Raw genomic sequence first — 25,274 nt, forward strand, 5'->3', positions numbered from 1 at the left:
TATGTATCGCACTGTATCAATCTCTCTGTTCGACCGATTCCCATACAAAACCCCGCCGTCACCGATACACCCTCGATACACCACCGCGATGAAATGGCTCCACTTCCCAACCACAGTGGAGCAACACCATGAAACAGTCGAAAAACACCCTTGGCCTGCTTGGCGCTGCCCTGATCGGTGGCATGGTCCTTGGCAACACCGCATTCGCAGCCGAACCCCTGACACAGGGCTACCAACTGGCCGCGGCCAAGGCAGCGGGCGAGGGCAAGTGTGGCGAAGGCAAATGCGGCGCCAGCGAAAAAGCCGGTAAGGGCGAAGGCAAGTGCGGTGAGGGCAAATGCGGCGGTGGCGCAAAAGCCACCAAGGCCGAAGGCAAGTGCGGCGAAGGCAAGTGTGGCGGCGATGGCAAGGTCCATGGTTGACCGACCAACGCTTGATTGAGTTGCAGCAAGGCTTGTGCGCATTGGCGAGAAGCCTTGCTGCTGGTCCACGGACAGGTCGAGACCTGTTCGTTCGGGCCGCACACGACCAGGAGCCTCGAACTTATGAGCGACACTTCTTTACAGGCCGGGCTGGGCCTGCGCCGTGGTCTGCTACCCCAATTACTGGCGATGGAGCAGGGGGCGGTCGATTTTCTCGAATGCGCGCCGGAAAACTGGATCGGCGTCGGCGGCGCCTATGGTCAGGGCCTGGACCGCCTGGCCGAACGCTTTGCCATCGCCTGTCATGGCCTGTCGTTGTCCCTGGGCGGCAGCCTGCCGCTGGACCAGGATTTTCTGGCGCGCACGAAGCAGTTTCTCGAGCGTTACCAGGTGCGCCTGTACAGCGAGCACCTGAGCTACTGCAGCGACGATGGGCATCTTTACGACCTGATGCCGATTCCGTTCACCGATGAGGCTGTGCACCATGTCTCGGCACGCATTCGCCAGGCCCAGGACGTTCTGCAGCGGCGTATCGCCGTGGAGAACATCAGCTATTACGCCGCTCCCTATCAGGCCATGAGCGAGCTGGAGTTCATCCGTGCGGTGCTCGAAGAGGCCGATTGCGACCTGCTGCTGGATGTCAACAATGTCTATGTGAATGCCTGCAACCATGGCTACGATGCCACGCAGTTCCTCGATGGCCTGCCCCCCGAACGGGTGGTGGGCATGCACGTGGCCGGCCACTACGATGAAGCGCCGGACCTGAAGGTCGATACCCATGGCGCACCGGTGAAGGATGCCGTGTGGTTGTTGTTCGCCCTGGCCGTCCAGCGCTTCGGTGTGCAGCCGACGGTGCTCGAGCGCGATTTCAACTACCCGCCGCTGGCTGAGCTGCTCGCCGAAACGGCGCGCATCCGCGCCCTGCAAGACGCCGTCAGGAGCGTTCACCATGGATGAAACCTTGCGCGCCCAACAACTGACCTTCGCCCGCCATCTGCGCGACCCTCACGCCAACCCGCCGCCGCCGGGCATCGAGCAACGGCGCCTGCAGGTCTACCGGGAGCTGTTCTACAACGCCGTGGAGGGATTATTGGCCGGCAGTTTCCCGGTCATGCGTGAAACGTTGGGCGAGGCGCGTTGGCATGCCAGGGTGCGTGGCTTCTATGCCAACTACCGCAGCCACACGCCGCTGTTCACCGAGGTCGCTGAAACCTTCATCGACTACCTGCAGGGCATCGAAGCCGATACGCCCTGGCAGCTGGAGCTGGCGCACTATGAGTGGATCGAAGCGCAGCTGTACCTGAGTGACGCCCGGGATGCGCCGCACAACCCCGAGGGCGATCTGCTCGACGAGGTCCCGTTGCTGTCATGCGTGGCCCGCGTGTTGGCCTACCGCTGGCCCGTGGAACAGATAGGCCCTGATTACCAACCCGATGAGCCGCCACAGGTACCTACCTTGTTGCTGGTGTATCGGGATGCTGCGTTCAAGGTCCGGTTCGCGCGCTTGACGCCCATGGCCTACCAGCTATTGATGGGGCTTGCCGGAACCGGCCGCGAGCGCCTGCAAGCGCTGGGGGACGCAGAGCTCCAACGTCAAGGGCTGGCATTGCTGGAGCGGCTACGAAAGCAAGGCGTGATCGTGGGCACTTGCACAGCGGCATGAGCACCGGCTGGAAATGGGTGCGCAAGCGAGTTACGGAACATCCCTGGACAGCGTGGCGGCAGGGCTATTCTGTACAAAACAAGCAGTCGCTTCTACGGTCGATTGGACATGCCCCGCGATAGCCGGTCGTCAGTTGCATCGATTTGTTGCCTTGGCGCTCCGGTCAATCGTGGTAACCCCCCTCAGGTTGCGACGGTGAATGGATGGATGTGAACCCTGGCAAGGAAATGTCAACCCGCAGCCATGTGGTACGGCAACTGATCCTGGTGTTTTCCGGTGTCTTGCTGCTGGCTCTGGTGCTTGGCCTGGTCTCCCTTTATCGTCTCGCCGAGACCTTGGACCGGCGGGAGGTGGAACGAAGCCGGTTCTATGCAGTATCGGCCCTGACCCAGTTGCAAAAGAATGAGAGGAGCTTCCTGCTGACCCATGCCCACTGGCAGGCAGCCTACGACCATATGGCCGGGCCGGTCGACAGCCATTGGGCCTATGACGAGGACAACATCGGGGCCACGCTCTATACCGTCGATGGTTACGCTGGCGTCTATGTCCTGGATGACGACGGCACCCACTATGCCCTTGTCGATGGGCAACTGAGCGATGAAGACCTGGCGCGTCACAGCGACAATGCCGGGCGCGTTCTGCAGATGGCCCGCGCTGCCGACCAGACCGAGCAGGCCGCCTCGGGCTACCTGGTGTACCGTGGCCAGCCGGCGGTGTTCGCAGCCGCGGTGATCCGCCCGCCATCCCTGGCCCATTACCTGCCGCGCCCCACTGCGGTGCTGGTGTTCATCCGCGTGCTTTCGCCGGCTGTGCTCGAGTCGCTTGGTCGGTCGGTGGGGTTGTCCAGCTTTGCCCTCAGCGAGGTGGCCGACGAACGGCCTGGGCGCGGGTTTCTGCCGCTGGCGGGAAGCGGGCATGCATTGACCTGGGCAATTCCACAACCGGGTACCGAGCTGATCCATACAGTGATCCCACCTTTGGCCATTGCCCTGCTGCTGATCGCCCTGGCCATGGCGCTGTTCGCCCGTCATGCGATCCGCGCCAGTGCCGGTATCGATCACAGTCACCGTCAGCTGGCCGCGTCCAAAGCGGCTCTTGAAACCAGCGAGGAGCGCTTCAAAGCGGTGGCTGAAGCGGCCTCGGACTGGATCTGGGAAACCGACGCACAACTACGCCTGACCTACCTTTCGGCCCGCTTCGCCGAACTCACCGGGCATGCCGTGCAGGCCTGGTTGCAGCGCCCGATCACCGAGCTGTTGTCCTGCGATACCAGCCATGTCGAGACGTGGCTGCATGGCCTGGCCGCCACCAGTGCGTCTGGCAGCTTGCGCTGCCAGTACAAGGATCACCTGGGCGAGCAGCGGATCTGCCGGATCGCCGCACGCGCCATCGTCGACCACGGCGTGTGCTCGGGTTTCAGGGGCACCTGCAGTGACATCACCGACGAAGTGGCCGCCCATGCGCAGATCCAGCACCTGTCGTTACACGATGCGCTCACCGGCCTGCCCAATCGCAACAAGCTGTTCCGCTTCCTCGAACAGGCCGGGCAGGGCCCGGAGACGCCCCAGGTGGCGCTGTTGATGCTCGACTTGGACAATTTCAAGCCGATCAACGACAGCCTTGGCCACCCAGCGGGCGATGCCGTGCTGATCGAGGTGGCCGCACGCCTCGGCCAGGTCACCCGCGACAGCGACCTGGTGGCGCGGCTGGGCGGCGATGAGTTCATTGTCGTGCTGGCCCGCCCGGGTGACCGTGACGACATGGACCGCTTCTGCCTGCGCGTGATCGAGGCGCTCAAACGGCCCATGCAGGTGGAAGGGCAGGCCGTGCAGATTGGGGTCAGCCTCGGCGTGGTGCTGTCGGCAGAATACCCCGGCACGCCGAGCGACCTGATCCGCTACGCCGACGTGGCCTTGTACAGCGCCAAGCAGGCCGGCAAGAATACCTGGCGCTACTTCTCGGCGCAGATGAACGCCGCGCTGATGGACAAGCGCATGCTCGAGGGCGAGTTGCGCGAGGGCATCCCGCGTGGGGAGCTGGTGCTGCATTTCCAGCCGCGCTTCAAGGTCGATGGCGCCACGGTGGCCTCGGTCGAGGCCTTGGTGCGCTGGCAGCACCCCCGGCTCGGGCTGTTGCGCCCGGACCGTTTCATTGCCCTGGCCGAGGAATCGGACCTGATCGTGCTGCTGGGCAACTGGGTATTGCGCGAAGCCTGTGCCAGGGCCCGGGACTGGCCGCAGCCGGTCATGGTCTCGGTTAACATGTCGCCGGCGCAGTTCAGCCGCAGCGACGTGGTTCGTGATGTCGGCGATGCGCTGCGGGCCACTGGTCTGCCGGCTCACCGGCTGGAGCTGGAGATCACCGAGAACGTCATGCTCAATGACGTCGAAGGTGCCCTGCACACCATGAACGCGCTCAAGGAACTGGGCGTGCGGCTGAACATGGATGATTTCGGTACCGGCTATTCGTCCCTCGGCTACCTGCGCACCTACCCATTCGACAGCATCAAGATCGACAAGCGTTTCGTACAGTCGCTGGGCAAGAGTGGCAGTGACCGGAGTGTGGTCCAGGCGATCATCAACCTGGGCAATGCCATGGGCATGACCGTAACCGCAGAAGGTGTCGAGACCGCCGAACAGTTGGCCCTGCTCAGCGATGACCAATGCCACGAGGTGCAGGGCTTTTTGCTCAGCAAACCGGTGGAAAACGAGGTGCTGGTGCGCATGATGGCCGAGCCCGCTCCCACAAGGCCCGCAGGTGGGCGCGGGCTTGCCGGCGATGGGGCACGACGTGGCCGTACAGGCTCAGCCCACTCGCAGCCATAGCGCCGAGGCATCGTCACTCATCTTGAAGCGCGGGTAGCGTAGGCAGGCAGCGTCGTCGTGCTCGATGCGCCTGAGTACCTGGGCGAGGGCATCCAGGCCTTGGTCGAGCAACCGGGCCATGAACGTGTCGGGGGTACAGGCATCATAGGTGTCGAACAAGGCTGCGAAACCGTCGCTCATCAATACCAGGTCGTCGCCCCGGGCCACCGGGGCACGGGTATAGCGCGTGCCTGCCTTGGCCAGCAGCGCATCGACGCCGAGCACGGCCTTGGGCCGTTCACGGGCGATGCGCCGGTCCGCGATCACGGCCGGTGTGCGCACGCCATGGGCGCCGGTACCGGGCCCAAGGGCCCGAGCCTCGGCACGCTCGGCTTCACGATCCGGCTCGGGGGTCAGGAATGCGATGCCGCTGGCACTGCGGTGGAGCACCACGCAGTCGGCCAGGTGGGCACACACCAGCTCGTCGCCTTCCAGCGCCACGGCCGCGAAGGCGGCGCGGGGCAGCTCCCAGCCGGCGATCGGCTCGCGCTGACGGTCACGCGCATAGGCCCGGGCCAGGTCGTCGAACACCTGCTCGCACACCGACTGCAAGGGGCCCGTCGCCATGGCGAAGGCGCGCTGGGCCGATGCGGCGAGCCAGGCCGCGCCGCCGCGCTCGCCCAGCAGGCCTGGAGGACCAAGGTCGGTCGCTCCGTCGATGACCCAGGCGTGGCGGTCGGCGCAGCCGATACGATCATCGTTGGGCACGTCGGCTTTGCCGGCCAGGCTCAGGCTTTGAATCAGATCGAAATGCATGGTCCCTCGAACGTTTCGTGGTAGGGGAAAGTTTGTACGACCCGGACCACCGGCCCGAGGTTCGCTCGCCAGCCCAGGTCGAGGGGCTAGACTGCATCTGTCCAACATGATGGTGGAGAACGTCCATGAGCGCCAAGAACACGATCTGCCTCTGGTTCGATGACGATGCACTGGAGGCAGCGACTTTTTATGCAAGCACCTTTCCCGACAGCGCGGTCGGTGCTGTGCACCACGCGCCGGGAGACTACCCGTCAGGCAAGGCAGGCGATGTGATTACCGTGGAGTTCACGGTCGCCGGTGTCCCCTGTGTCGGGCTAAATGGAGGAAAGACCTTCACTCACAGCGAAGCCTTTTCCTTCCAGATCTGCACCGAGGACCAGGCCGAGACCGACCGCCTGTGGAGCGCAATCGTCGACAACGGTGGCCAGGAAAGTGTCTGCGGCTGGTGCAAGGACAAGTGGGGCATCTCCTGGCAGATCTCCCCACGCGTGCTGCTAGAAGCCATGGACAACCCCGACCGGGCGGCGGCCAGGCGGGCCTTCGAGGCCATGATGCAGATGGGCAAGATCGACGTGGCCCGGATCGAGGCGGCACTCAAGGGCACGGCATAGCTGACAGCGAACGGAGTATTGGCACGCAAGAAATCACCGGCTCCAGTGTTTAAGGCATTTCGTCAGCCAGTCGGTAAATCGACTGAGCGCAGCCAGGGGTACCTCGCGTCGTACATGAACACAGACTCAGCTGTGTGAAACTGACATGAGGTGAAAATCATGGCTAGCAATCAAGACGACCGTAAGAACCAAGGTGGCAGCGCACAGAACAACCCAGGCAATTTCGCCAATGATCGGGAGAAGGCGTCCGAAGCTGGCCGCAAGGGCGGCCAGGCTTCCGGTGGCAACTTCGCCAACGATCCGGAACGCGCAGCCGAAGCCGGCCACAAGGGGGGGCAGGTGTCTGGCGGTAACTTCAAGAACGATCCTGAGCGTGCCGCCGAGGCGGGCCACAAGGGTGGCCAGGTATCCGGTGGCAATTTCAAGAACGACCCCGAACGGGCCTCCGAGGCCGGTCGCAAAGGGGGGCAGGCTTCCGGTGGCAATTTCGCCAATGACCGTGAGCGTGCCTCCGAGGCCGGCCGTGTCGGTGGTCAGCACAGCCATGGCGGTGGTCGCAAGAGCGACGATGACAACCGCTGACCTGTGTTGAACCTTGCCAGGGCGCACCCGCGCCCTGGCTGCCTGACGAGGGATTGCCCATGTTCATGCACAACAAGCGACTGCAATATACGGTGCGCGTGGCGCAGCCCAACCCTGGCCTGGCTAACCTGCTGCTCGAGCAGTTTGGTGGCCCGCAGGGGGAACTGGCTGCTGCCATGCGTTATTTCACTCAGGCCGTCAGTGAGGATGACCCAGGGCGCAAGGACATGCTGTTCGACATCGCTACCGAGGAACTGAGCCACCTGGAGGTGATCGGTTCGATCGTGGTGATGCTCAACAAAGGGGCCAAGGGGCGCCTGGCCGAAGGCATCGAGCAGGAGGGTGAGCTGTACCGATCGCTGACCGGTGCCGGCAATGACTCCCATGTCACCAGCCTGTTGTATGGCGCCGGCGCGCCCCTGGTCAATTCCGGTGGCGTGCCCTGGAGCGCGGCCTACATCGACACCATTGGCGAGCCGACCGCGGACCTGCGTTCGAACATCGCCGCCGAGGCACGCGCCAAGATCGTCTACGAGCGGCTGATCAACCTGACCGACGACCCCGGTATCAAGGACGCGCTGGGCTTTCTGATGAGCCGTGAAATTGCTCACCAGCGCTCGTTCGAAAAGGCCTTGCACGCCATCCAACCCAACTTCCCGCAGGGCAAGTTGCCCGGTGATCCTGAGTTCAACAGAACCTTCTTCAATCTGTCCCAGGGGGGCGAAGTCCGGGGTGCCTGGAATGAAGGCCAGGACTGGGTCTATGTCGATGAGCCGCAACCGGCGGTCGACGGTGGCGATGGCAGCGCCTCGGTGCAGCTCGACGAAGAATCGGCGCAGGCACTTGCGGCGCTCAAGGCCAGGACGGCTTGCGACCCTACTGCCCAGCCGCTGACTGCGGCGGAGCTTGGTCGGGTCAACGGCGATGACGACTAAGCGGCTTTCTTCAACCATGGACGCAACGCATCCGGGGCCGCATCGCGGCCCCGGATGCTGAGCGCTCGATCAATTCAACGCTTGGCCTCGGCATCCGGATCGGCCGAGCGTTCGAGAAACGCGCGGGTCACTTCCGGCAGGTGTTCCTTCAGCCATTCGGCCATGGCGATTTCTTCCTGGATGATCGACCGGCAGGCTTGCGCCGTGGCCGTGTCGCCCACCCTCTCAGCGGCCTCGATCAATACGGTGTACGAGGCGATCTCCAGGTTCTCGAACACATAGCCTGCCATCGCACCCTTGACCACCTCGTCGGTCATGGCCATGCCGCCTACCGCCTGGCCGAAGGCCATGAGCTTGCCGGCCAGGTCCTTCAGGGTGGAAGTGCTGCCTCCGAGGCGCTCGATACATTCCACCAGCAACCGCTGCTGGCCCTGGGTTTCCTCGATGTGCTTGACGATCCTGGCCTTGAGCGTGGGGTAGTGCTCCAGTCGCTCGGCCTGGGCCTTGAGCATGCTTTCGGCTTGCTGCTCCATGGCATGAGCGTCGCGTAGCCAATCGAGCAGGTTGTCTGTGGGCGTACTCATACGGTACCTCCTTTTCCTGGGTTGGTAAGCGTGGGAGGACAGCGGCTCGAGCGAGGTCGATGCAACCGACAGGCGGGCCCGGATCGGCCGTTCGCACGGTCAATGGTCAAGCGGATTGAACCCCGCTTCATGGGCATGACTCCACCTAAGGCAAACCGTGTTTTCGAGCAACTGACGAGGTGCTGAATGAACGCAATCGAACTGTTGACCCATGACCATGAAACCGTGAAGAAGCTGCTCGCCGACCTGTCGACGACCACCGAGCGCGCGGTGAAGAAGCGCAGTGAGCTGCTGGCGCGGCTGGAGCAGGAGCTGCAGATCCATACCACCATCGAAGAAGAGATCTTCTATCCCGCCCTCAGGAAAGTCGGCGGCAAGGAAGACGAGAAAATGTACTACGAGGCCAAGGAAGAGCACCGCACCGTCGATTCGCTGGTGCTGCCCGACCTGCTGCAGACCCAGCCCGACACGGTGGAGTTCGCCGGCCGGGTCAAGGTCCTCAAGGAACTGCTCGAGCACCACATCGAGGAAGAAGAGAGCGAGATGTTCCCGCGGGCGCAGGAACTGTTCGACGAGGCCGCCCTCGATGAGCTTGGCCAGGCCATGCAGGCACAGAAAAAACTGCTCAAGGGCGAGCGCCGCGCCGCCTGACCCTGTATCCACGGTCGGCATCGCCCGGCCGTGGACTCCCTGCCGTGAACCTGCCGAGGTAACCGACCATGGCCCAGCACCTGTTTCTGATCAGCTACATCCTCGACAACCAGCCGGGCACCTGCGAAATGCGCAGCGATGACGAAACCGTCAGCGACGAGCAGGCGCGTAGCTACCTGCAAGGATTGCATCGGGCGGAGGCGTCGTCGTTCACCGACGTCCAGGTCCAGCGCCTGGAGCACGACCATGAACCGGACACCTCGCCTGCGCATTACCAGCAACCCTGAACCCTTGCCGGGGCCGCTTTGCGGCCCATCGCGGGACCTCGCTCACCCATGGGCAACGGTAATCTTGTGGGAGCGGGCTTGCCCGCGATCAAGGGCGAAGCCCTTGCCATGCAATCACGTTTTCAACCATGGCACAGACGAAGATCACCTGTTCGGCTCCAGCAGGTATTCGACCAGGGTCGCCGCGCAAGCTTCGATACCTTCGTCGAGCACGATCTCGACGCCATGGGTGTTTTCCGTTGGGATCGCCAGGCAACCTGCCCGTGCCGCCACGCCCGAGCTCATCACCGCGCTGGCATCGGAGGCGAAGTCCACCAGCAGCGCAGCCTGGGCCTGGTAGCCGGCGCGCCGGGCGGCGCGCATCAGCGCACGGACCACCGACGGGGTGTAATAGCCTTTCTGGTCGCCCGTATTGACGATCGGATCCGCGCACAGGCGCGTGCCGTACTCCTCCAGCACCGGGCCGACTTCCAGGGCGATGGTGGTATCGCCCGGCAATCGCGACGCGGCGTACATGGCGCCGGCATTGGACTCTTCCTCGAAGGTGGTGCATACGAACCAGACATCCTGCGCCAGCGCGTCACGGCGGCTGCGCAGGATACGCGCAGCCGCGATGGCCGCAGCCAGCGGTGCTCGGTCGTCGAGAAAGTGCGCGGCCACGGCATCCGGCAAGCGATACGGCTGGCGCCAGTGGCGGCTGAACACGACCCGGGTGCCTGGGCGTACCCCGAGGCGGGCAAGCTCATCGACGGGTGTGCGCGTCACCACATGCACATCCTGCCACTGCACCGCACCCGAGGTCACATGCTGGCCGATGGCCGAGCCGCTGCTGGCATGCATCGAGCCATACGACAGCACGCCCGGCAGGAGCTGGTGGTCGCCGAGGATCTCCACCGGACACACACCGAAGCTGATCGGTTGTGCACCACCCAGTGCGGTGACTTCCAAGCTGCCGTCCTGCCTGACCCGCTTCACGATCATGGCGATCTCGTCCATGTGCGCCATGACCCGGATGCTGTCCTGCGCCTGGGCGGACGTTGCGGCGCGTAACAATCCCAGCACATTGCCCGCCCGGTCGACCTGCACCTCATCGCAGCATTCGGCCAGGGCGGCTTGGCAGATCTGCCGGACTTCGTCTTCCTGTCCGCCGGGGCCGTAGGCCAGGAGCAGGGCATCGAGGAGCGTTCGGGTGGTCTGCATCGCGCTTCATCCTAAGGCGGGGGACGTTAAAAAAAGCCCGTCCGAAGACGGGCCAAGACCTGATGTGGAGAGTCGAACCGACCCTACATGGCTTCTGAGTGGCAAACAGTGCGGATCCTCCGGTCTGTTTCGCAACCCGGCGACGAATGGTCGCCACGCCCTTGTTTCGAACGACAGCCGCAATCCAACTGGAGAGGCCGGGAAAGTTGCGCTAACTATCTAAAGGGCTGACTTCGCTTGCGAGGCCGATTCCAGGGCGCATGCCCCAGGGGAACACATGGAGTACAGATCGAGGCGAGAGGCCTCGCAGGAGAACACATGAAGATCACGGGAACCTTGAAATGGGCCTTGCTGGGCCTGACGTGCGGCGTGCTCAATGTCCAGGCCGCCGAGGCCAGGAAGGTCGATGTACTGCTGGTCGGTGGCGGCATCATGAGCTCGACCCTGGCGGTGTGGCTCAATGAGTTGGAGCCCGGCTGGTCCATGGAAATGGTCGAGCGCCTGGACAAGGTCGCCGAGGAGAGCTCCAACGGCTGGAACAACGCCGGTACCGGGCACTCGGCCCTGGCCGAGCTGAACTACACGCCGGAGAAGAACGGCAAGATCGACATCAGCAAGGCCATCGACATCAACGAGTCGTTCCAGATCACCCGGCAGTTTCTCGCCTGGCAGGTCAAGCAAGGGGTGTTGAACAACCCGCGCTCGTTCATCAACACCACACCGCACATGAGCTTCGTCTGGGGCGACGACAACATCCAGTTCCTGCGCAAACGCTACGAAGCGCTGCAGGCAAGCCCGCTGTTCAAGCCCATGCAGTATTCCGAAGACCCCGAGCAGATCCGCAAATGGGTGCCGCTGATGATGGAAGGGCGCGACCCCAACCAGAAGCTCGCGGTGACCTGGACGCCCATTGGCACCGACGTCAATTTCGGTGAGATCACCCGCCAATACGTCGGCTACCTGCAGGGCAGGCCGAACTTCGACCTGAAGCTGTCCACCGAAGTCGAGGACATCACCCGCAACGACGACGGCTCCTGGCACGTCGAGTACAAGAACCTCAAGGACGGCACCAAGGCCGCGACCGACGCCAAGTTCCTGTTCATCGGCGCCGGTGGTGCCGCGCTGCCGCTGCTGCAGAAGTCCGGCATCCCCGAGGCCAAGGACTACGCCGGCTTCCCGGTCGGTGGCTCGTTCCTGGTCACCGAGAACCCGGAGCTTGCCCAGCGCCACATGGCCAAGGCCTATGGTATTGCCGCCACCGGGGCACCACCGATGTCGGTGCCGCACCTGGATACCCGGGTACTCGACGGCAAGCGCATGATCCTGTTCGGTCCATTCGCCACCTTCTCCACGCGCTTTCTCAAGGAGGGTTCGCTGCTCGACCTGTTCGCCAGCATGTCGCTGCACAACACCTGGCCGATGGTGCGGGTGGGCGTGCGTGAATTCGACCTGGTGCAGTACCTGGTCGGCCAGCTGATGCAGTCCGACGATGATCGCTTCGAAGCGTTGCAGACCTACTTCCCGCACGCCAAGAAGGAAGACTGGCGTCTTTGGCAGGCTGGCCAGCGCGTGCAGATCATCAAGCGGGACGACGAACTGGGTGGCGTACTGAAGCTCGGTACCGAGGTGGTCATGGCCCAGGACGGCAGTATCGCCGGTCTGCTGGGGGCCTCGCCGGGTGCTTCGACTGCGCCGCCGATCATGCTCGACCTGCTGCACAAGGTGTTCAAGGACAAGGCCGCCTCCGCGGCATGGCAAGAGAAGTTCCGGCAGATCATCCCGTCCTATGGCCTTCGCTTGAACGACCACCCCGACAAGCTCCAAGAGGAATGGGCCTATACCAACCGGATGCTGGAGTTGGCTCCACCGCAGCAGAGTGAAACCCAGGTGGCTGCGCCCTAGGGGCCAGCCATTGATTCAGCGCGCTCCCTGGGACCCACGTCGAGGGCCCAGGGCAGGTCGCTGTTCGACACGGCGGCGGGTTGAGTGCGTCAGAACCTTCACAAGCCCTTTGCGACCGCCCGTAGCTGTTGTCGAAACCATTGGCGCAGCGGGTCGGCATGGGTGCGTTCATGCCAGATCTGCGTCACTTCGACACGGGGCATTGCCAGCGGTAACGGGTAGATCGTCAGCGTCGGATCCTGCTGGATGGCGTGTTCGGCGATCGAACGCAGGCACGTCAACAGAAGGTCGCTCCCGCTCACCAGGCGCGGCGGCGCCAGAAAACTGGAAAGCCCGGCGACCACCCGCCTGTTGTGGCCCAGGGTGCGCAAGGCGCGGTCCACCAGGCCATCGAGGTCGCCGGTAAGGGTGGTGAGCACATGCTCACAGGTCAGGAAGGCCTTCAGGTCCAGCCCTTCGACCAGATGTGGATTGCCCTTCGCTGCCAGTACCACGAAGTCATCGCTGAGCAATGCCTGCTGATGGAAGGTGTCGGGCAGGTCGGTGAAAAAACCGGCGATGGCCAGGTCGCAGGTGCCTTTTTCCAAGGCTTCTCGGGGCAGTTGGCCCCGGGTGTTGTGGGTCACCAGCGTGAGGTTCGGTGCCTGGCTGCGCAGCATCGGTAGCAGGCGTGGCAGCAGGGTCAATTCCATGTAGTCGGTGCTGTACAGGTGGATGCGGGCCGGTCGCAGGAGAAAGTCCATGCCATCGCTGCGCTCGTAGAACATTTCCAATTGCTCGACCAGCCGCTGCACGTGCGGCGCCAGCTCATGGGCACGAGGTGTGGGGGTGAGACCCCGGGGTGCCCGGACGAACAGCGGGTCGCCGAACTGATGGCGCAGCTTGTTCAGCTTGTGGCTCAGGGCCGGCTGGCTGAGGGCCATGCGTGCCGCAGCCAGGGACGCGTTGCGCTCCTGGTAGAGCACTTGGAAGACGAGCAAGAGGTTGAGGTCTTTGTTGGCGATATTCATATTTTGGATCGAAGAAATAAGTGCTTTCGAATTATCGAATCATAGCGCGGCGGGCTAGCATGGCCCCACTTTTCGATACCGTCCCCTTTTCGCCTGAGCAGGAGCTCGACCATGAACAAGACAACGACCGTAGCACTGGCCATTGCCGGTGCATTGCTGGCGGGAAACGCCACTGCCGCGAGCAAAGGCGAGGTGCTGGTACTGCTTTCGAGCGAAAACCAGCTACCACTCAAGGACGGCAAGCACTACCCGACCGGTTACTACCTCAACGAGTTCGGCGTACCTGCGGACCAGCTACTCAAAGCGGGCTACACGCTCGTGCTGGTAACGCCCAAGGGCAATGCGCCGAGTGTCGATGAACGCTCGATCGACCCGCAGTACTTCGGCGGCGAAGTCGCCGAGATGCAGCGCATCCATCAACTGGTGCAAGGCCTGCCGGGCATCGATGACACCTTGTCGGTGAAAGAGGTGCTCGACGGCGACCTGGACCGCTATGTCGGCCTGTTCATTCCCGGTGGCCATGCACCCTTGATCGACCTGGCCAACAACCCGGACGTAGGGGTCTTGCTACGGCATTTCCACCAGGCCGGCAAACCCACGGCCGCCATCTGCCATGGCCCGATCACACTTCTATCGGCTCAGCGTGACCCGGTCGGCTACCGCACCGCCCTGGCCCGTAGCGAGGCACCCGCCGCCCGTGACTGGGTTTATCAAGGCTATCGCATGACCATTTTCTCCGACCCGGAGGAGCAGGTATTCGAAGGGTCGCTGAAGGATCGACGCCTGCAGTTCTACCCGGCCAAGGCCATGGCGGCGGCAGGTGGCCAGATGGCGTACGCCGAGGCCTGGAAGCCCTACGTGGTGGTCGACCGTGAGCTGATCACCGGGCAGAACCCGTTCTCCGACAAGGCGTTGGCCAAGGCGTTGATCGAGCAACTGGAGCGCAAACAACACTAGGGTCTGCGAAGGCCTGAGAGAGGCCGGCAATGCTCGTCTACACTTAAAGCCCGGGCCTCGCCAAGGCCCTTATCATCCTATCCATCCGACCACCGCCCCCCGGACCGGACGTCGCCGACGGTGGCCTTCTTGCAGAGGAGGGCAGGTCATGGACGAGGCACGGCTTCATGAATTCATGGGCAAGCTGGTGGGCGACATGGGCGCCGCGGCGAGCCTGGCCAATGTCATCCTGGGGGACGAACTGGGCCTGTACCGGGCCATGGCCGACAGCCAGCCGGTCACACCCGATGTATTGGCGCAGCGCACCGGCTGTCATCCGCGGTTGTTGCGCGAATGGCTGAGCGCTCAGGTCGCGGCGGGCTACATGGTCCACCAGGACGGTGCGTTCAGCCTGCCCGAGGAGCAGGCCATGGCCTTGGCCATCGAGGAGTCCCCGGCCTACATGGCGGGCGGCGCAGCGGTGGTGGCGGCCCTGTTCCACGACAAGGACAAGCTGGTGGCGGCCATGCGCGGCGATGGCGGCCTGGCCTGGGGCGACCATCATCCATGCATGTTCAGCGGCACCGAGCGGTTCTTCCGCCCGGGTTACCGCACGTTTCTGGTGGCCGACTGGCTACCGGCGCTCGAGGGCGTCACCGCCAAGTTGGAGGCGGGGGCCAAGGTGGCGGATGTCGGTTGCGGCCATGGTGCCTCGACCATCGTCATGGCCCAGGCGTTTCCTGCCTCGCGCTTCGTCGGCTACGACTACCATGGACCTTCGATCGTCATTGCCGGTCAACGCGCTGAACAGGCCGGCGTGGCCAGCCAGGTGCGTTTCGAGCAGGCGTCGGCCAAGGACTATCCGGGGCATGACCATGACCTGGTGTGCTTCTTCGACTGCTTGCACGACATGGGCGATCCGGTGGGCGCGGCGCGACACGCCTACCAGGCGCTCAAGGACGACGGCACGGTGATGTTGGTCGAGCCCTATGCCGAGGACTCGCTGGAGGGCAACCTCAACCCGGTGGGGCGGTTGTTCTATGCGGCCTCGACGTTCATCTGCACGCCGAATTCGTTGTCCCAGGAGGTAGGGCTGGGCCTGGGGGCGCAGGCCGGGGAGTCGCGCTTGCGGGCGGTGTTCGAGGAGGCGGGGTTCAGCCGGTTCCGGCGCGCGACGCAAACGCCGTTCAACCTGATCCTGGAGGCGCGCAAGTAGCAGGATCCGTGGTGCTCACGATTGGCGAGCGCCGCCCTCTGTGGGAGCGGGCTTGTCCCGCGATTGGGGCGGGCCTGATATCACCGGCGCTTGGCAAGGGCTTCGCCCTTGATCGCGGGACAAGCCCGCTCCCACCGGTACAGCGGGGATAACAGGATCTGCGAATAAACCGGACCTGAAAGCAGAAGGGGCGCCATCTGGCGCCCCTTCCGTTTGCTGCTTAGGCTTGCGCGTCCCAGGGACGGTCGCCTTTTTCGTCTTTCACGCGGGTCGGCAGGCCCATCACGTCCAGCGCCTTGAGGAACGGCTCGGCCGGCAGTTCCTCGACGTTGACCATGCGCTTGGCATCCCACTCGCCACGGGCGACCAGCAGGGCCGCGGCCACCGGCGGTACGCCGGCAGTGTAGGAAATGCCCTGGCTGTCGGTCTCGGCGAAGGCTTCTTCGTGGTCGGCCACGTTGTAGATGAACACTTCGCGCGGTTGGCCATCCTTGGTGCCTTTGACCAGGTCACCGATGCAGGTCTTGCCGGTGTAGCCCGGAGCCAGCGAGGACGGGTCGGGCAGGACGGCCTTGACGACCTTCAGTGGTACCACTTCCAGGCCTTCGGCGGTCTTGACCGGCTGCTCGGAGAGCAGGCCCAGGTTCTTCAGCACGGTGAACACATTGATGTAGTGCTCGCCGAAGCTCATCCAGAAGCGGATGTTCGGCACGTCGAGGTTCTTCGACAGCGAATGCACTTCGTCGTGGCCGGTCAGGTAGAGGTTCTGCGAGCCCACGACCGGCAGGTCGTCGGTGCGCTTGACCTCGAACATTTTGTTGCTGGTCCATTGGCTGTTCTGCCAGCTCCAGACTTGCCCGGTGAATTCGCGGAAGTTGATTTCCGGGTCGAAGTTGGTGGCGAAATACTTGCCATGGGAGCCGGCATTGACGTCGAGGATGTCGATCGAGTCAATGCGGTCGAAATACTGTTGCTGCGCAAGCTTGGCGTAGCTGTTCACCACACCCGGGTCGAAACCGACGCCGAGAATGGCGGTAATGTTCTTCTGTTGGCACTCTTCGAGGTGTTTCCACTCGTAGTTGCCGTACCAGGGCGGCGTTTCGCAGATCTTGCCTGGTTCTTCGTGGATCGCGGTGTCCAGGTAGGCGGCACCGGTGTCGATGCAGGCACGCAGCACCGACATGTTGAGGAAGGCGGAGCCAACGTTGATCACGATCTGCGATTCGGTCTCGCGGATCAGTGCCTTGGTCGCCTCGACATCGAGGGCATTGAGCGCAAAGGCTTGGATGTCGGTGGGTACCTTCAGGCTACCCTTGGCCTTGACGCTGTCGATGATGGCCTGGCATTTGGAGATGTTCCGTGACGCAATGGCAATACGACCGAGCTCGTCGTTATGCTGCGCACACTTGTGGGCCACCACCTTGGCGACACCTCCTGCACCAATGATAAGAACGTTCTTCTTCAATTTACCTGTTGCTCCTTACTTAAAGGGCCTGCCTCAGGACAGGCTGGAAACGTAGTCTTCGAAACCGAATTCGCGCACCACCTCGACGCTGCCGTCGAGCTGCTTGACCACGATGGCCGGCATCTTCAGACCGTTGAACCAGTTTTTCTTGACCATGGTATAGCCTGCCGCATCGACGAACGACAGTCGGTCACCGATGGCCAGCGGCTTGTCGAACTGGTATTCGCCGAAGATATCGCCAGCCAGGCACGACTTGCCGCAGACCATGTAAGTGTGCTCGCCATCGTTGGGCGCCATCTTGGCGTTCAGGCGGTAGATCAGCAGGTCGAGCATGTGCGCTTCGATGGAACTGTCCACCACGGCCAGGTGCTTACCGTTGTACAGGGTGTCGAGTACGGTGACTTCCAGCGAGGCGCTCTGGGTGATCGCCGCTTCGCCTGGCTCCAGGTACACCTGCACGCCGTACTTTTCGGAGAAGGCCTTCAGGCGTGCGCAGAACGCATCCAGGGCATAGTCTTCGCCGGTGAAGTGGATGCCGCCACCCAGGCTGACCCACTCGACCTTGTGCAGCAGGTGGCCGAAGCGCTCCTCGATGTGCGAGAGCATCTTGTCGAACAGGCCGAAATCGCCGTTCTCGCAGTTGTTGTGGAACATGAAGCCGGAGATCTGTTCGATCACCTTCTCGATCTTCTCAGGGTCCCATTCGCCCAGACGGCTGAACGGGCGCGCAGGGTCGGCCAGCAGGTAGTCGGAGCTGCTCACCTGCGGGTTGACACGCAGGCCGCGGACCTTGCCTTCGGACTGCTCGGCGAAGCGCTGCAGCTGGCCGATGGAGTTGAAGATGATCTTGTCGCAGTTCTCGAGCATCTCCTCGATTTCATCGTCGGCCCAGGCCACGCTGTAGGCGTGGGTCTCGCCGGCGAACTTCTGGCGACCGAGCTTGAGCTCGTAGAGCGAGGACGACGTGGTGCCATCCATGTATTGCTGCATCAGGTCGAACACCGACCAGGTGGCGAAGCACTTGAGTGCCAGCAGGGCCTTGGCCCCGGACTGTTCGCGCACGTAGGCAATCTTCTGCATGTTGCCCAGCAGCTTCTGTTTGTCGATGAGGTAGTACGGCGTCTTGATCATTTAAAGGCCCCCGGCCAGGCCGGCCAAAAAAAGGACACGCATTGTGCCTTCACTTAGCCTATATCGAAAGGGTGGAAGGCGCATTTCGTCCGACTTGCCAACGCATTTATCCGCCCTGTGCCAGCCGTTCGGCGTGGGCACCCTTCGAGCAGCGCTCCTCGTCCGGCGCCAAGCCCATTTGAACAGCGCAATGTGACCATTGCGATATTCGCCAAACTGGCCAGGGCATCCGTGCCGACAGGTTCCTGGGTCTAATGGGTACTGTGCTTCTGACGGTTCAGGGGGCGCGCCTGGACGGTGCCTGGGCGGTGTGCTGAGAACTGCCTCTGTGCCCACGACCGTCGGTCGAGGCAATGGACCCCACGGCATCGCGCGAGCTCGAACATGAGGCAATCCAATCGATCAGGAGAGTTTCCATGAGCAAGCACCGCGACGCTGGCCATGGCTTCGCCGACGATCCACAGAAAGTCAGCGAGGCTGGCCGCAAGGGCAGCACCAAGCAGGATGTGAAGACCGATCGGGCCGAGAAGGCCCGGGTCGGAGGCCAGCACAGCCACGGGGGTACCCCGCGGCGTGGCGAGGGCTGACAGACCGGAACACCGCCCCAGTACCGCACGGCTTGTGAGGGCAGCGCGGGCCTGGTGGGGATGCAATGTTCTTGAGTTGCTTGCTCCGGCTATCGCCGGCTCCCACAGGCTCTGAAAATAACGCAGGACAGGTGGGAGCCGGCTTGCCGGCGATGAAGCGTGCAGTGCGGCCCTGTGTTTCGATCAACCCAGCGGCGGTGTACGCGGCGGTACCCTGCGCCGCGAACCGGTGGACTCGAACGCAGCGCCGAAGCGCAGCAGGTCGTTGTCGCTGTAGGCGCGACCGGCGAAGGTCAGGCCGACCGGCATGCCGATATCCGCCATGATGCCCATGGGCACGGTCACGGTCGGCACGCCCAGGTGACGAATGGCCAGGTTGCCGTTGGCGACCCAGATACCGTTGCTCCAGGCGATGTCCGCCGAGGCGGGGTTGACATCGGCATCGGCCGGGCCCACGTCGGCGACGGTGGGGAACAGCACTGCATCGAGGCCAAGGTTGTCCATCCAGTCCTCGAGGTCGAGCTTGCGGGTCTTCTCCAGGCCGCGCAGCCCATCGGGCAGGGTTTCGATCTGGTCCCAGGTCTTCAGGCCGCGCTTGGCCATGTTGACGTACTCGTCCATGCCCGCCGCCAGGTCGTCTTCGCGGTTGGGCAGGGTGCCCGGGTCGTGGGGGAAGATCTGTGGGCCATCGACATCGGCCAGGCGGTTGAGCTTCGGGTCATCGTTGGCGCGCAGGAAGTCATCGAAGGCCCAGCCAGACAACTCCCACAGCTCATCATGCAGGAATTCCTTGGAAACGATACCGCGGTTGTACACGGTTGGGGCGCCAGGGCGGTCACCCTCGCAGTTGGACACCAGCGGGAAGTCCACCTCGACCACTTCGGCGCCCGCCGCCTCGAGGGCCCGGCGGGCCTGCTGCCACAGGTCGATGACGCTGGCCCGGGTGTGGATGCGCTGGCCGGTGGGGCCGCCGATACCGGGTTTTTCCGAGGTGCCGGCCTCGGGGTCGGCGTTGATGTACATCTTGGGTACGCCGAAACGCTTGCCTTTGAGTGCGTTGGCATCGACTGCCAGGTCCAGGTAGGAAGCAGGGCGTACGGTCGAGGCAGCCGGGATCGGTACCCAGGGTTGCAGGCGCCACAGGTCGCCACGCTTGTCGGCATCGTCGGCCACGACCACGTCGAGGATTTCCAGCAGGTCGGCCATTGTACGGGCATAGGGCACCACGACGTCCATGGTCGGGGTCAACGGCCAGTTGCCGCGCACCGAGATCACGCCGCGCGAAGGGGTATAGGCGCACAGACCGTTGTTCGATGCCGGGCCGCGCCCGCTGGACCAGGTTTCCTCGGCCAGGCCGAAGGCCGCGTAGCTGGCCGCGGTGGCAGTGCCGGCACCGTTGGACGAGCCGGAGGCGAACGGTGCGGTCAGGTAGGCAGCGTTGTACGGGCTTTCGGCGCGGCCGTAGACGCCACGCTGCATGCCGCCGTTGGCCATTGGCGGCATGTTGGTCTTGCCCAGGCAGATGGCCCCGGCGGCGCGCAGGCGCTCGATGGTAAAGGCGTCACGCTGGGCGACCAGGTCTTTGAATGCCGGGCTGCCGGATGCGGCAGTCAGGCCTTTGACCAGGTAGCTGTCCTTGGCGGTGTAGGGGATGCCATCCAGCGGGCCGAGGGTCTTGCCCTGTGCCCGGCGGGCGTCGGAGGCTTCGGCCTCCTTGAGTGCGTCAGGGTTGCGCACCACCACGGCGTTCAGGGCAGTGGCGGTGTCGGCTCCGTCATAGGCGTCGATGCGGGCCAGATAGGCCTTGACCAGCTCGACCGCCGTCGTGCGGCCGGTCTCGAGCGCATCGCGCAGCTCGGCAATGGAAACCTCGGTTACCTCGATCATGCTGTCACCAGTTGTGCAGGTGGAAACTCGTGGCGCGAGTGTAGCAAGAAGCCCAGGCCCGGCGCAGGCATGCACCGTGGCAATGGTTATTTGCATGGCGGCAGTGTCGGCGCCGGAGAAGTGTGCGTTGGTGCATGTGGGGCGGGTAGTGTCGGGGCCGCAGAGCGGCCCTTGTGCACTCAGCCCAGGTCCGCTGCCGAATGCCGCTCCGGCACCTGACTGGCCTCGTCACCCCAGGTCCGATTGACCCGGGTGCCACGTTGTACCGCCGGTCGTTGGCCGATCGCCTCGGCCCAGCGCAGCACATGCCGGTACTCATGCACCGCCAGGAACTCTGCCGCGCCATACAGGTTGCCGAGCACCAGCTGGCCGTACCAGGGCCACACGGCGATATCGGCGATGCTGTATTCAGCCCCTCCCAGGTAGGTGCTTTCGGCCAGGCGACGGTCGAGCACATCGAGCTGGCGCTTGGCTTCCATGGTGAAGCGGTTGATGGCGTATTCGAACTTTTCCGGCGCGTACACATAGAAATGGCCAAAGCCGCCGCCCAGGTAGGGCGCCGAACCCATCTGCCAGAACAGCCAGTTCAGGCACTCGGTACGCGCAGCGCCGGCACTGGGCAGGAAGGCACCGAACTTCTCGGCCAGGTACAGCAGGATCGAGCCGGACTCGAACACCCTCACCGGCGGCTCGACGCTGCGGTCGAGCAGGGCGGGGATCTTGGAGTTGGGGTTGACCTGGACGAAGCCGCTGGAAAACTGGTCGCCCTCGCCGATGCGAATCAGCCAGGCGTCATACTCGGCCCCGGCGTGCCCGAGGGCCAGCAGCTCTTCGAGCAGGATGGTCACCTTGACGCCGTTGGGTGTGGCCAGGGAGTAAAGCTGCAACGGCTGCTTGCCCACCGGCAGCGCCTGGTCGTGGGTCGGGCCGGCGACCGGGCGGTTGATGCTGGCGAACTGGCCGCCGGATGGCGCTTCGTGGGTCCAGACCTTGGGTGGAACGTAGGGCTTGCTCATGCGCGGGATCTCCTGAAGGCTCGAAGCAGTCACGTAGAACGTGGACCTGCATCTATGCCATGGGTTCGGCGCGAAGGGCAAATGCTGTGTGTGGCGGAGCCTGCGATGGGCCGCAAAGCGGCCCCTTGAGTCTGGAGGGCTCCACCGTTTGAGGGCTTGGGGCTGCTTTGCAGCCCATCGCAGGCCGTCGCCAGTTCCTACCGATATTGCGCCGCTCTCAAGACTTGCGAAATCTCTGTGGGTGCCACACGGATCGGCTCGTCAAGGCGCTCAGGCAACCGGGATCAGCGGGTCCGCCGCTGCCAACGCACTGGCTCGATCCGCGGCCGGCGGGTAGATCCATACGGAGTTGATCTGCGCCTTGAGCTGCTTCGCCTCGGCCTTGTCTGTCGGTGGCGAGACCCTGCGCTCCCACCCCTCGGTGTACACCGCCCCCCAGGCGCCGAGGTCCAGGCAGGTGACGTACTTGGGCTGGCTATAGGTCATCGGCGCCACACCGATCAGCTCGGCGGCGGCGTTGTTGCCTGCGTAGCGCCCCAAGGGGATGGCGTGCTGGCAGGACATCACCGCATGGTTGCCGACTTCGTCGCAGGCGGCGAAGGCCACGTCGCCGGCTGCGTACACCGCATCGTTGCCCTTGACCTTGAGGTTGCCGTCCACATGCAGGCGGCCCTGATGGTCGCGCTCGCCATGGATCTGCGCGGTGAGCGGGTTGGCCTTGAAGCCCACGGTCCAGATCACGGTTTTGGCGGCGATGCGCTGGCCGTTGTCCAGCACCACACCCTCGCCATCCACCGACGCGACGGTAGCGCCGCAGATCCACTCCACGCCCAATGCCTGGGAGGCCTGTTCGATCGCAGGTCGGATGCCTTCGCCCAATGCTGCGCCGACCCTCGCGCCGCGGTCGACCACCACGATACGCAGGCCTGCCTGCGGCCCAAGGATCGCCCGCAGGCGTCCGGGCAGTTCGGTGGCCGTCTCGATGCCGGTGAAGCCGCCACCGGCCACCACCACGGTGTTGCGTGCGGGGCTCTCGGGCAGGGCGGCCAGCGACTTGAGGTGTTCCTCCAGGCGCACAGCCGACTCGATCTTGTCCACATCGAAGGCATGCTCGAAGCCTGCGAGGTCAGGGCGGTTGAGCTGGCTGCCACAGGCCATGATCAGGCGGTCGTAGCCAAGGTGTGCCTCGCGCCCGGATGGTTCGCGGTAGGCCACGCTGCGCGAGGCCTCGTCGATCCGGTAGGCGGTCCCCTTGACGAAGCGCACATCGACCGCATCGAACAAGGCTTGCAGTGGCGCGGCCATGTTATGGACATCGGGCTCGTAGAAGCGCGGGCGGATATGCAGCTCGGCCTGGGGCGCGAGTACGGTGATCTGGACGTCGTCGCGGTCGTGCAGGTCTAGCTGGCGCGCCGCGCCCAGGGCGCTCCACAGGCCGGCGAAGCCTGCGCCTATGATCAGGATCTGTTTCATCGTTGTGCTCCTGGCGATTGCAAGGGAAGGCCTGGCGCCCATCGTCTTGGCGCCTTGGAAACAACGATGCTAAGCGCAGCGGGTGGCCGGCCCTAGGCCAAAGATCCCTGGATTTCGGCCAAGGGCACGCTACGGGCGAAGCGTGCACGGTAGTCGCGCGGCGTCACCGCCAGGTGGCGCTGGAAGGCCAGGCGCATGCGCTCCTCCGAGCCGAAGCCGCACTGGCGGGCGATCTGCTCGACCTGCTGGGCGGTGTTCTCCAGCAGGCGGCGCGCTGCCTCCAGGCGAAACACTTCGATGGCCTTGGCCGGGGTGCGGCCGGTCTTGTGCTTGTACACCCGGGTGAAGTTGCGCAGGCTCATGCGTGCCTGTTCGGCCAGGCGTTCGACGGTCAGCTGCGGGTCGCCCAGATGGTCGTTGAGCCACAGGTGCAAGGCTTCGAAGGCGCCATTGTCCTCGCCTTGGGCCTTGAGCAGTTCGCTGAACTGGGCCTGACCGCCGGGGCGCTTGAGAAAGACCACCAGTTCCCGCGCCACCTGCATGGCCACCTCGCGGCCACAGTCGAGTTCCACCAGGGCCAGGGCCAGGTCGATGCCGGCGCTGACGCCTGCCGAGGTCCAGACCTGGCCCTGTTGCACGAAGATCGACTCAGCGTCCACCTCGACCTCGGGGAAGCGCCGGCGCAGGGCCTCGCACATGGCCCAGTGGGTGGCTGCGCGGCGGCCGTCGAGCAACCCCGCGGCGGCCAGCAGAAAGGTGCCGCTGCACACCGAAGCGGTGCGTTGGGCGCGCGCGGCAGCCAGGCGCAGCCAGCCGACCAGCTCGGCATGTTCAGGCAGGGTACGGACGATTTCCGGCGCTCCGGGCACCACCAGGGTGTCGATCGTGCTGTGCAACAAAGGCTCCAGCAGCTCGGTGCCCACCGCCAGGCCTTCGGCGGTGGCGACCAGGCTGCCATCGAGGCTGGCGGTGTGCATTTCATAACCGGGCAGGCCTCGCTCGGCACGTGCCTTGCCTGCGGCCCAGAACACGGTTTGCGCACCCGTGAGGTCAAGCAGGCCCATTTGCGGGTAGGCGAGAAATACCACCCGGTGAGGGCGGTCCACCGAGGGCGGCAAGGCGTCGGGCACAGTGGCGGGATGGGTCATGGTGCACATCGCAAGGGGGACGAATGTGCCCATGTTACACAGCATGAAGCGGCGAAGGCAGCTCCTCTGGAAAAACGCACAACGCTTTGATTTTGCGGGGTCTTTGCAGGAGCGGGCTTGTCCCGCGATCAAGGGCGAAGCCCTTGCCATACAACCGCGGTGGCAGGGCCGGCCAATCGCGACGCAAGGCCGTACACACAGAGGTCGGAGTGGCCCTGCGTCGCGATGGGCTGCGAAGCAGCCCCATTAGGGTCAGTTATCGGTCAGCGGCTGGTCCTGGGAAAGCAGGGCCTTGGCGAGTTCCTCGTCGCTGACCTGCAGGCCTGGGTTGGCCTTGCGGGCCTGTTCCAGTGCCGACTCTACATAGGCACCCCGGATGGCGCAACCGCTGGCGATGAAGGCAGACAGTTCATCCCGTGCGGGAATGATCCGTTTGTCGTCCTTGAAGGTTGAGTACAGCGAGGCGGAGATCCCCGCCGACGTGGCGACATCGCCCGCATCCACACGGGCCAGGGCTGCGCCTGCAGGCAGCAGGAGCAACAGCGAAGGGACGAGCAGTAAGTGGCGCATGGCGAGACCTCCAGATGAAGCCCAAGGGATTTACCGCATGTTGTTAAGAGCGGCGAAGGTGTCTGGGAGTTCCGTGGGCCGACTGCAGCCGCCCCCGCCGCATCATGGGTGAACCTGTTGTTTTCATCATTGGCGCACCGCCGGTGGCCGCGCCAATACAACGGCCGGGACGGATCAGGAAAGGGGTTGTCCAGGTTGTCCAGGCCTGTGCGGCTTGTCTAGCTCGCAGCCCTGCGAGTTCATCGCCCGGGCGTACCTGCATAAGATTTTTCGTATCGATAACCCTCACCAATGCGGCATCACCCTGCACCTAGGTGGCGCTGATCACCCTGGGTGCCAACGCCCGATGCTTCTTCCATTTCCTCACCTTCCCAGGGC

At 64.1% G+C, this 25,274-nt stretch carries 23 protein-coding genes and 1 pseudogene; 13 read left to right on the forward strand and 11 right to left on the reverse strand.

Translation table 11 applies throughout. The features are described 5' to 3' along the window. Positions 1–128 precede the first annotated feature (128 nt). The 4 genes and pseudogenes from AC1MHZ_RS13855 to AC1MHZ_RS13870 all read left to right on the forward strand — a co-directional run. Positions 129–398, forward strand: a pseudogene (locus tag AC1MHZ_RS13855) (HvfA family oxazolone/thioamide-modified RiPP metallophore); the annotation flags it as partial. 147 nt (positions 399–545) lie between these two features. Then, positions 546–1,379: an HvfB family MNIO-type RiPP peptide maturase gene (locus tag AC1MHZ_RS13860; protein WP_084857971.1), complete on the forward strand. Its 834-nt coding sequence runs from the start codon at positions 546–548 to the stop codon at positions 1,377–1,379. Then, positions 1,372–2,085, forward strand: coding sequence for an HvfC family RiPP maturation protein (locus tag AC1MHZ_RS13865; RefSeq protein ID WP_084857972.1), 714 nt, complete (start codon positions 1,372–1,374; stop codon positions 2,083–2,085). The genes AC1MHZ_RS13860 and AC1MHZ_RS13865 overlap by 8 nt, the downstream gene beginning before the upstream one ends. A gap of 203 nt (positions 2,086–2,288) precedes the next feature. Beyond that, entirely contained in the window at positions 2,289–4,910 is a 2,622-nt protein-coding gene (locus AC1MHZ_RS13870) for a bifunctional diguanylate cyclase/phosphodiesterase (RefSeq protein ID WP_084857973.1), read from the forward strand. On the opposite strand, the gene AC1MHZ_RS13875 is transcribed toward AC1MHZ_RS13870, so the two are convergent. After that, the gene (locus tag AC1MHZ_RS13875; RefSeq protein WP_084857974.1) at positions 4,890–5,705 is read right to left on the reverse strand and encodes a protein phosphatase 2C domain-containing protein; all 816 of its coding nucleotides are present in this window, start codon (positions 5,703–5,705) and stop codon (positions 4,890–4,892) included. The two genes, AC1MHZ_RS13870 and AC1MHZ_RS13875, sit on opposite strands and share 21 nt — an antisense overlap. Positions 5,706–5,830: 125 nt before the next feature. Between AC1MHZ_RS13875 and AC1MHZ_RS13880 the strand changes: the two genes are divergently transcribed. From AC1MHZ_RS13880 to AC1MHZ_RS13890, 3 genes are all read left to right on the forward strand, one after another. Then, entirely contained in the window at positions 5,831–6,316 is a 486-nt protein-coding gene (locus AC1MHZ_RS13880; protein ID WP_084857975.1) for a VOC family protein, read from the forward strand. Positions 6,317–6,475: 159 nt separating this feature from the next. Beyond that, complete coding sequence (locus AC1MHZ_RS13885; RefSeq protein WP_084857976.1) at positions 6,476–6,898, forward strand: con-10 family general stress protein; 423 nt, start codon at positions 6,476–6,478, stop codon at positions 6,896–6,898. A 59-nt stretch (positions 6,899–6,957) separates the two neighbouring features. Beyond that, positions 6,958–7,833, forward strand: a complete 876-nt coding sequence (locus AC1MHZ_RS13890; RefSeq protein WP_084857977.1) for a manganese catalase family protein — start codon at positions 6,958–6,960, stop codon at positions 7,831–7,833. 74 nt (positions 7,834–7,907) lie between these two features. Here AC1MHZ_RS13890 and AC1MHZ_RS13895 read toward each other — a convergent pair whose 3' ends face one another. Continuing rightward, positions 7,908–8,417, reverse strand: coding sequence for a ferritin-like domain-containing protein (locus AC1MHZ_RS13895; RefSeq protein WP_482966501.1), 510 nt, complete (start codon positions 8,415–8,417; stop codon positions 7,908–7,910). Positions 8,418–8,603: 186 nt separating this feature from the next. Between AC1MHZ_RS13895 and AC1MHZ_RS13900 the strand changes: the two genes are divergently transcribed. Together AC1MHZ_RS13900 and AC1MHZ_RS13905 are read left to right on the forward strand one after the other, a co-directional pair. Then, positions 8,604–9,068 carry a hemerythrin domain-containing protein gene (locus tag AC1MHZ_RS13900; protein WP_084857979.1) on the forward strand — a complete coding sequence of 155 codons (465 nt, stop codon included), beginning with the start codon at positions 8,604–8,606 and terminating at the stop codon, positions 9,066–9,068. 68 nt (positions 9,069–9,136) lie between these two features. Then, a complete protein-coding gene (locus AC1MHZ_RS13905) occupies positions 9,137–9,355 on the forward strand; it encodes a hypothetical protein (RefSeq protein WP_324816737.1) in 219 nt (72 codons plus the stop codon). A 144-nt stretch (positions 9,356–9,499) separates the two neighbouring features. On the opposite strand, the gene AC1MHZ_RS13910 is transcribed toward AC1MHZ_RS13905, so the two are convergent. Then, on the reverse strand, positions 9,500–10,555 hold the full coding sequence (locus AC1MHZ_RS13910; protein ID WP_084857981.1) for a zinc-binding metallopeptidase family protein: 1,056 nt from the start codon (positions 10,553–10,555) through the stop codon (positions 9,500–9,502). A 318-nt stretch (positions 10,556–10,873) separates the two neighbouring features. On the opposite strand from AC1MHZ_RS13910, the gene mqo reads away from it, so the two are divergent. Then, positions 10,874–12,457, forward strand: a complete 1,584-nt coding sequence (gene mqo / locus AC1MHZ_RS13915; protein WP_324816734.1) for a malate dehydrogenase (quinone) — start codon at positions 10,874–10,876, stop codon at positions 12,455–12,457. Between the two features lie 98 nt (positions 12,458–12,555). Here mqo and AC1MHZ_RS13920 read toward each other — a convergent pair whose 3' ends face one another. Further along, the gene (locus AC1MHZ_RS13920) at positions 12,556–13,467 is read right to left on the reverse strand and encodes a LysR family transcriptional regulator (RefSeq protein WP_084857983.1); all 912 of its coding nucleotides are present in this window, start codon (positions 13,465–13,467) and stop codon (positions 12,556–12,558) included. Between the two features lie 111 nt (positions 13,468–13,578). Here AC1MHZ_RS13920 and AC1MHZ_RS13925 point away from each other — a divergent pair, with 111 nt between their 5' ends. Then, positions 13,579–14,424 carry a type 1 glutamine amidotransferase domain-containing protein gene (locus AC1MHZ_RS13925; protein ID WP_084857984.1) on the forward strand — a complete coding sequence of 282 codons (846 nt, stop codon included), beginning with the start codon at positions 13,579–13,581 and terminating at the stop codon, positions 14,422–14,424. Positions 14,425–14,572: 148 nt separating this feature from the next. Then, a complete protein-coding gene (locus AC1MHZ_RS13930) occupies positions 14,573–15,619 on the forward strand; it encodes a class I SAM-dependent methyltransferase (RefSeq protein ID WP_465002122.1) in 1,047 nt (348 codons plus the stop codon). A 220-nt stretch (positions 15,620–15,839) separates the two neighbouring features. Here the strand turns inward: AC1MHZ_RS13930 and AC1MHZ_RS13935 are convergent, their stop codons facing one another. After that, positions 15,840–17,084 carry a saccharopine dehydrogenase family protein gene (locus AC1MHZ_RS13935; RefSeq protein WP_482966502.1) on the reverse strand — a complete coding sequence of 415 codons (1,245 nt, stop codon included), beginning with the start codon at positions 17,082–17,084 and terminating at the stop codon, positions 15,840–15,842. 33 nt (positions 17,085–17,117) lie between these two features. Then, positions 17,118–18,215 (reverse strand): carboxynorspermidine decarboxylase, encoded by a 1,098-nt coding sequence (nspC, locus tag AC1MHZ_RS13940; protein ID WP_084857987.1) that lies wholly within the window; start codon positions 18,213–18,215, stop codon positions 17,118–17,120. Positions 18,216–18,631: 416 nt separating this feature from the next. On the opposite strand from nspC, the gene AC1MHZ_RS13945 reads away from it, so the two are divergent. Further along, positions 18,632–18,802, forward strand: a complete 171-nt coding sequence (locus tag AC1MHZ_RS13945) for a KGG domain-containing protein (RefSeq protein WP_084857988.1) — start codon at positions 18,632–18,634, stop codon at positions 18,800–18,802. Positions 18,803–18,985: 183 nt separating this feature from the next. On the opposite strand, the gene AC1MHZ_RS13950 is transcribed toward AC1MHZ_RS13945, so the two are convergent. The 5 genes from AC1MHZ_RS13950 to AC1MHZ_RS13970 form a co-directional block, all read right to left on the reverse strand. After that, a complete protein-coding gene (locus tag AC1MHZ_RS13950) occupies positions 18,986–20,689 on the reverse strand; it encodes an amidase (protein WP_084857989.1) in 1,704 nt (567 codons plus the stop codon). A gap of 179 nt (positions 20,690–20,868) precedes the next feature. Then, on the reverse strand, positions 20,869–21,705 hold the full coding sequence (gene yghU / locus AC1MHZ_RS13955; protein WP_084857990.1) for a glutathione-dependent disulfide-bond oxidoreductase: 837 nt from the start codon (positions 21,703–21,705) through the stop codon (positions 20,869–20,871). Positions 21,706–21,975: 270 nt separating this feature from the next. Beyond that, entirely contained in the window at positions 21,976–23,178 is a 1,203-nt protein-coding gene (locus AC1MHZ_RS13960; RefSeq protein ID WP_084857991.1) for an NAD(P)/FAD-dependent oxidoreductase, read from the reverse strand. Between the two features lie 92 nt (positions 23,179–23,270). Then, positions 23,271–24,326 carry a GlxA family transcriptional regulator gene (locus tag AC1MHZ_RS13965; protein ID WP_416768093.1) on the reverse strand — a complete coding sequence of 352 codons (1,056 nt, stop codon included), beginning with the start codon at positions 24,324–24,326 and terminating at the stop codon, positions 23,271–23,273. A gap of 252 nt (positions 24,327–24,578) precedes the next feature. After that, the gene (locus AC1MHZ_RS13970) at positions 24,579–24,896 is read right to left on the reverse strand and encodes a DUF2388 domain-containing protein (protein ID WP_482966503.1); all 318 of its coding nucleotides are present in this window, start codon (positions 24,894–24,896) and stop codon (positions 24,579–24,581) included. Positions 24,897–25,274 lie beyond the last annotated feature (378 nt).

Source organism: Pseudomonas sp. FA-1 (assembly GCF_056856075.1).

What these genes read in the sequence shown, in the direction of transcription:
- AC1MHZ_RS13930 (WP_465002122.1), top strand. Translation starts at nt 14,573, where the DNA reads ATGGACGAGGCACGGCTTCATGAATTCATGGGCAAGCTGGTGGGCGAC.
- AC1MHZ_RS13875 (WP_084857974.1), bottom strand. Translation starts at nt 5,705, where the DNA reads ATGCATTTCGATCTGATTCAAAGCCTGAGCCTGGCCGGCAAAGCCGAC.
- nspC (WP_084857987.1), bottom strand. Translation starts at nt 18,215, where the DNA reads ATGATCAAGACGCCGTACTACCTCATCGACAAACAGAAGCTGCTGGGC.
- AC1MHZ_RS13895 (WP_482966501.1), bottom strand. Translation starts at nt 8,417, where the DNA reads ATGAGTACGCCCACAGACAACCTGCTCGATTGGCTACGCGACGCTCAT.
- AC1MHZ_RS13965 (WP_416768093.1), bottom strand. Translation starts at nt 24,326, where the DNA reads ATGACCCATCCCGCCACTGTGCCCGACGCCTTGCCGCCCTCGGTGGAC.
- AC1MHZ_RS13865 (WP_084857972.1), top strand. Translation starts at nt 1,372, where the DNA reads ATGGATGAAACCTTGCGCGCCCAACAACTGACCTTCGCCCGCCATCTG.
- yghU (WP_084857990.1), bottom strand. Translation starts at nt 21,705, where the DNA reads ATGAGCAAGCCCTACGTTCCACCCAAGGTCTGGACCCACGAAGCGCCA.
- AC1MHZ_RS13870 (WP_084857973.1), top strand. Translation starts at nt 2,289, where the DNA reads ATGGATGTGAACCCTGGCAAGGAAATGTCAACCCGCAGCCATGTGGTA.
- AC1MHZ_RS13910 (WP_084857981.1), bottom strand. Translation starts at nt 10,555, where the DNA reads ATGCAGACCACCCGAACGCTCCTCGATGCCCTGCTCCTGGCCTACGGC.
- AC1MHZ_RS13920 (WP_084857983.1), bottom strand. Translation starts at nt 13,467, where the DNA reads ATGAATATCGCCAACAAAGACCTCAACCTCTTGCTCGTCTTCCAAGTG.
- AC1MHZ_RS13950 (WP_084857989.1), bottom strand. Translation starts at nt 20,689, where the DNA reads ATGATCGAGGTAACCGAGGTTTCCATTGCCGAGCTGCGCGATGCGCTC.
- AC1MHZ_RS13970 (WP_482966503.1), bottom strand. Translation starts at nt 24,896, where the DNA reads ATGCGCCACTTACTGCTCGTCCCTTCGCTGTTGCTCCTGCTGCCTGCA.
- AC1MHZ_RS13880 (WP_084857975.1), top strand. Translation starts at nt 5,831, where the DNA reads ATGAGCGCCAAGAACACGATCTGCCTCTGGTTCGATGACGATGCACTG.
- AC1MHZ_RS13925 (WP_084857984.1), top strand. Translation starts at nt 13,579, where the DNA reads ATGAACAAGACAACGACCGTAGCACTGGCCATTGCCGGTGCATTGCTG.
- AC1MHZ_RS13860 (WP_084857971.1), top strand. Translation starts at nt 546, where the DNA reads ATGAGCGACACTTCTTTACAGGCCGGGCTGGGCCTGCGCCGTGGTCTG.
- AC1MHZ_RS13945 (WP_084857988.1), top strand. Translation starts at nt 18,632, where the DNA reads ATGAGCAAGCACCGCGACGCTGGCCATGGCTTCGCCGACGATCCACAG.
- AC1MHZ_RS13960 (WP_084857991.1), bottom strand. Translation starts at nt 23,178, where the DNA reads ATGAAACAGATCCTGATCATAGGCGCAGGCTTCGCCGGCCTGTGGAGC.
- AC1MHZ_RS13905 (WP_324816737.1), top strand. Translation starts at nt 9,137, where the DNA reads ATGGCCCAGCACCTGTTTCTGATCAGCTACATCCTCGACAACCAGCCG.
- AC1MHZ_RS13890 (WP_084857977.1), top strand. Translation starts at nt 6,958, where the DNA reads ATGTTCATGCACAACAAGCGACTGCAATATACGGTGCGCGTGGCGCAG.
- AC1MHZ_RS13885 (WP_084857976.1), top strand. Translation starts at nt 6,476, where the DNA reads ATGGCTAGCAATCAAGACGACCGTAAGAACCAAGGTGGCAGCGCACAG.
- mqo (WP_324816734.1), top strand. Translation starts at nt 10,874, where the DNA reads ATGAAGATCACGGGAACCTTGAAATGGGCCTTGCTGGGCCTGACGTGC.
- AC1MHZ_RS13900 (WP_084857979.1), top strand. Translation starts at nt 8,604, where the DNA reads ATGAACGCAATCGAACTGTTGACCCATGACCATGAAACCGTGAAGAAG.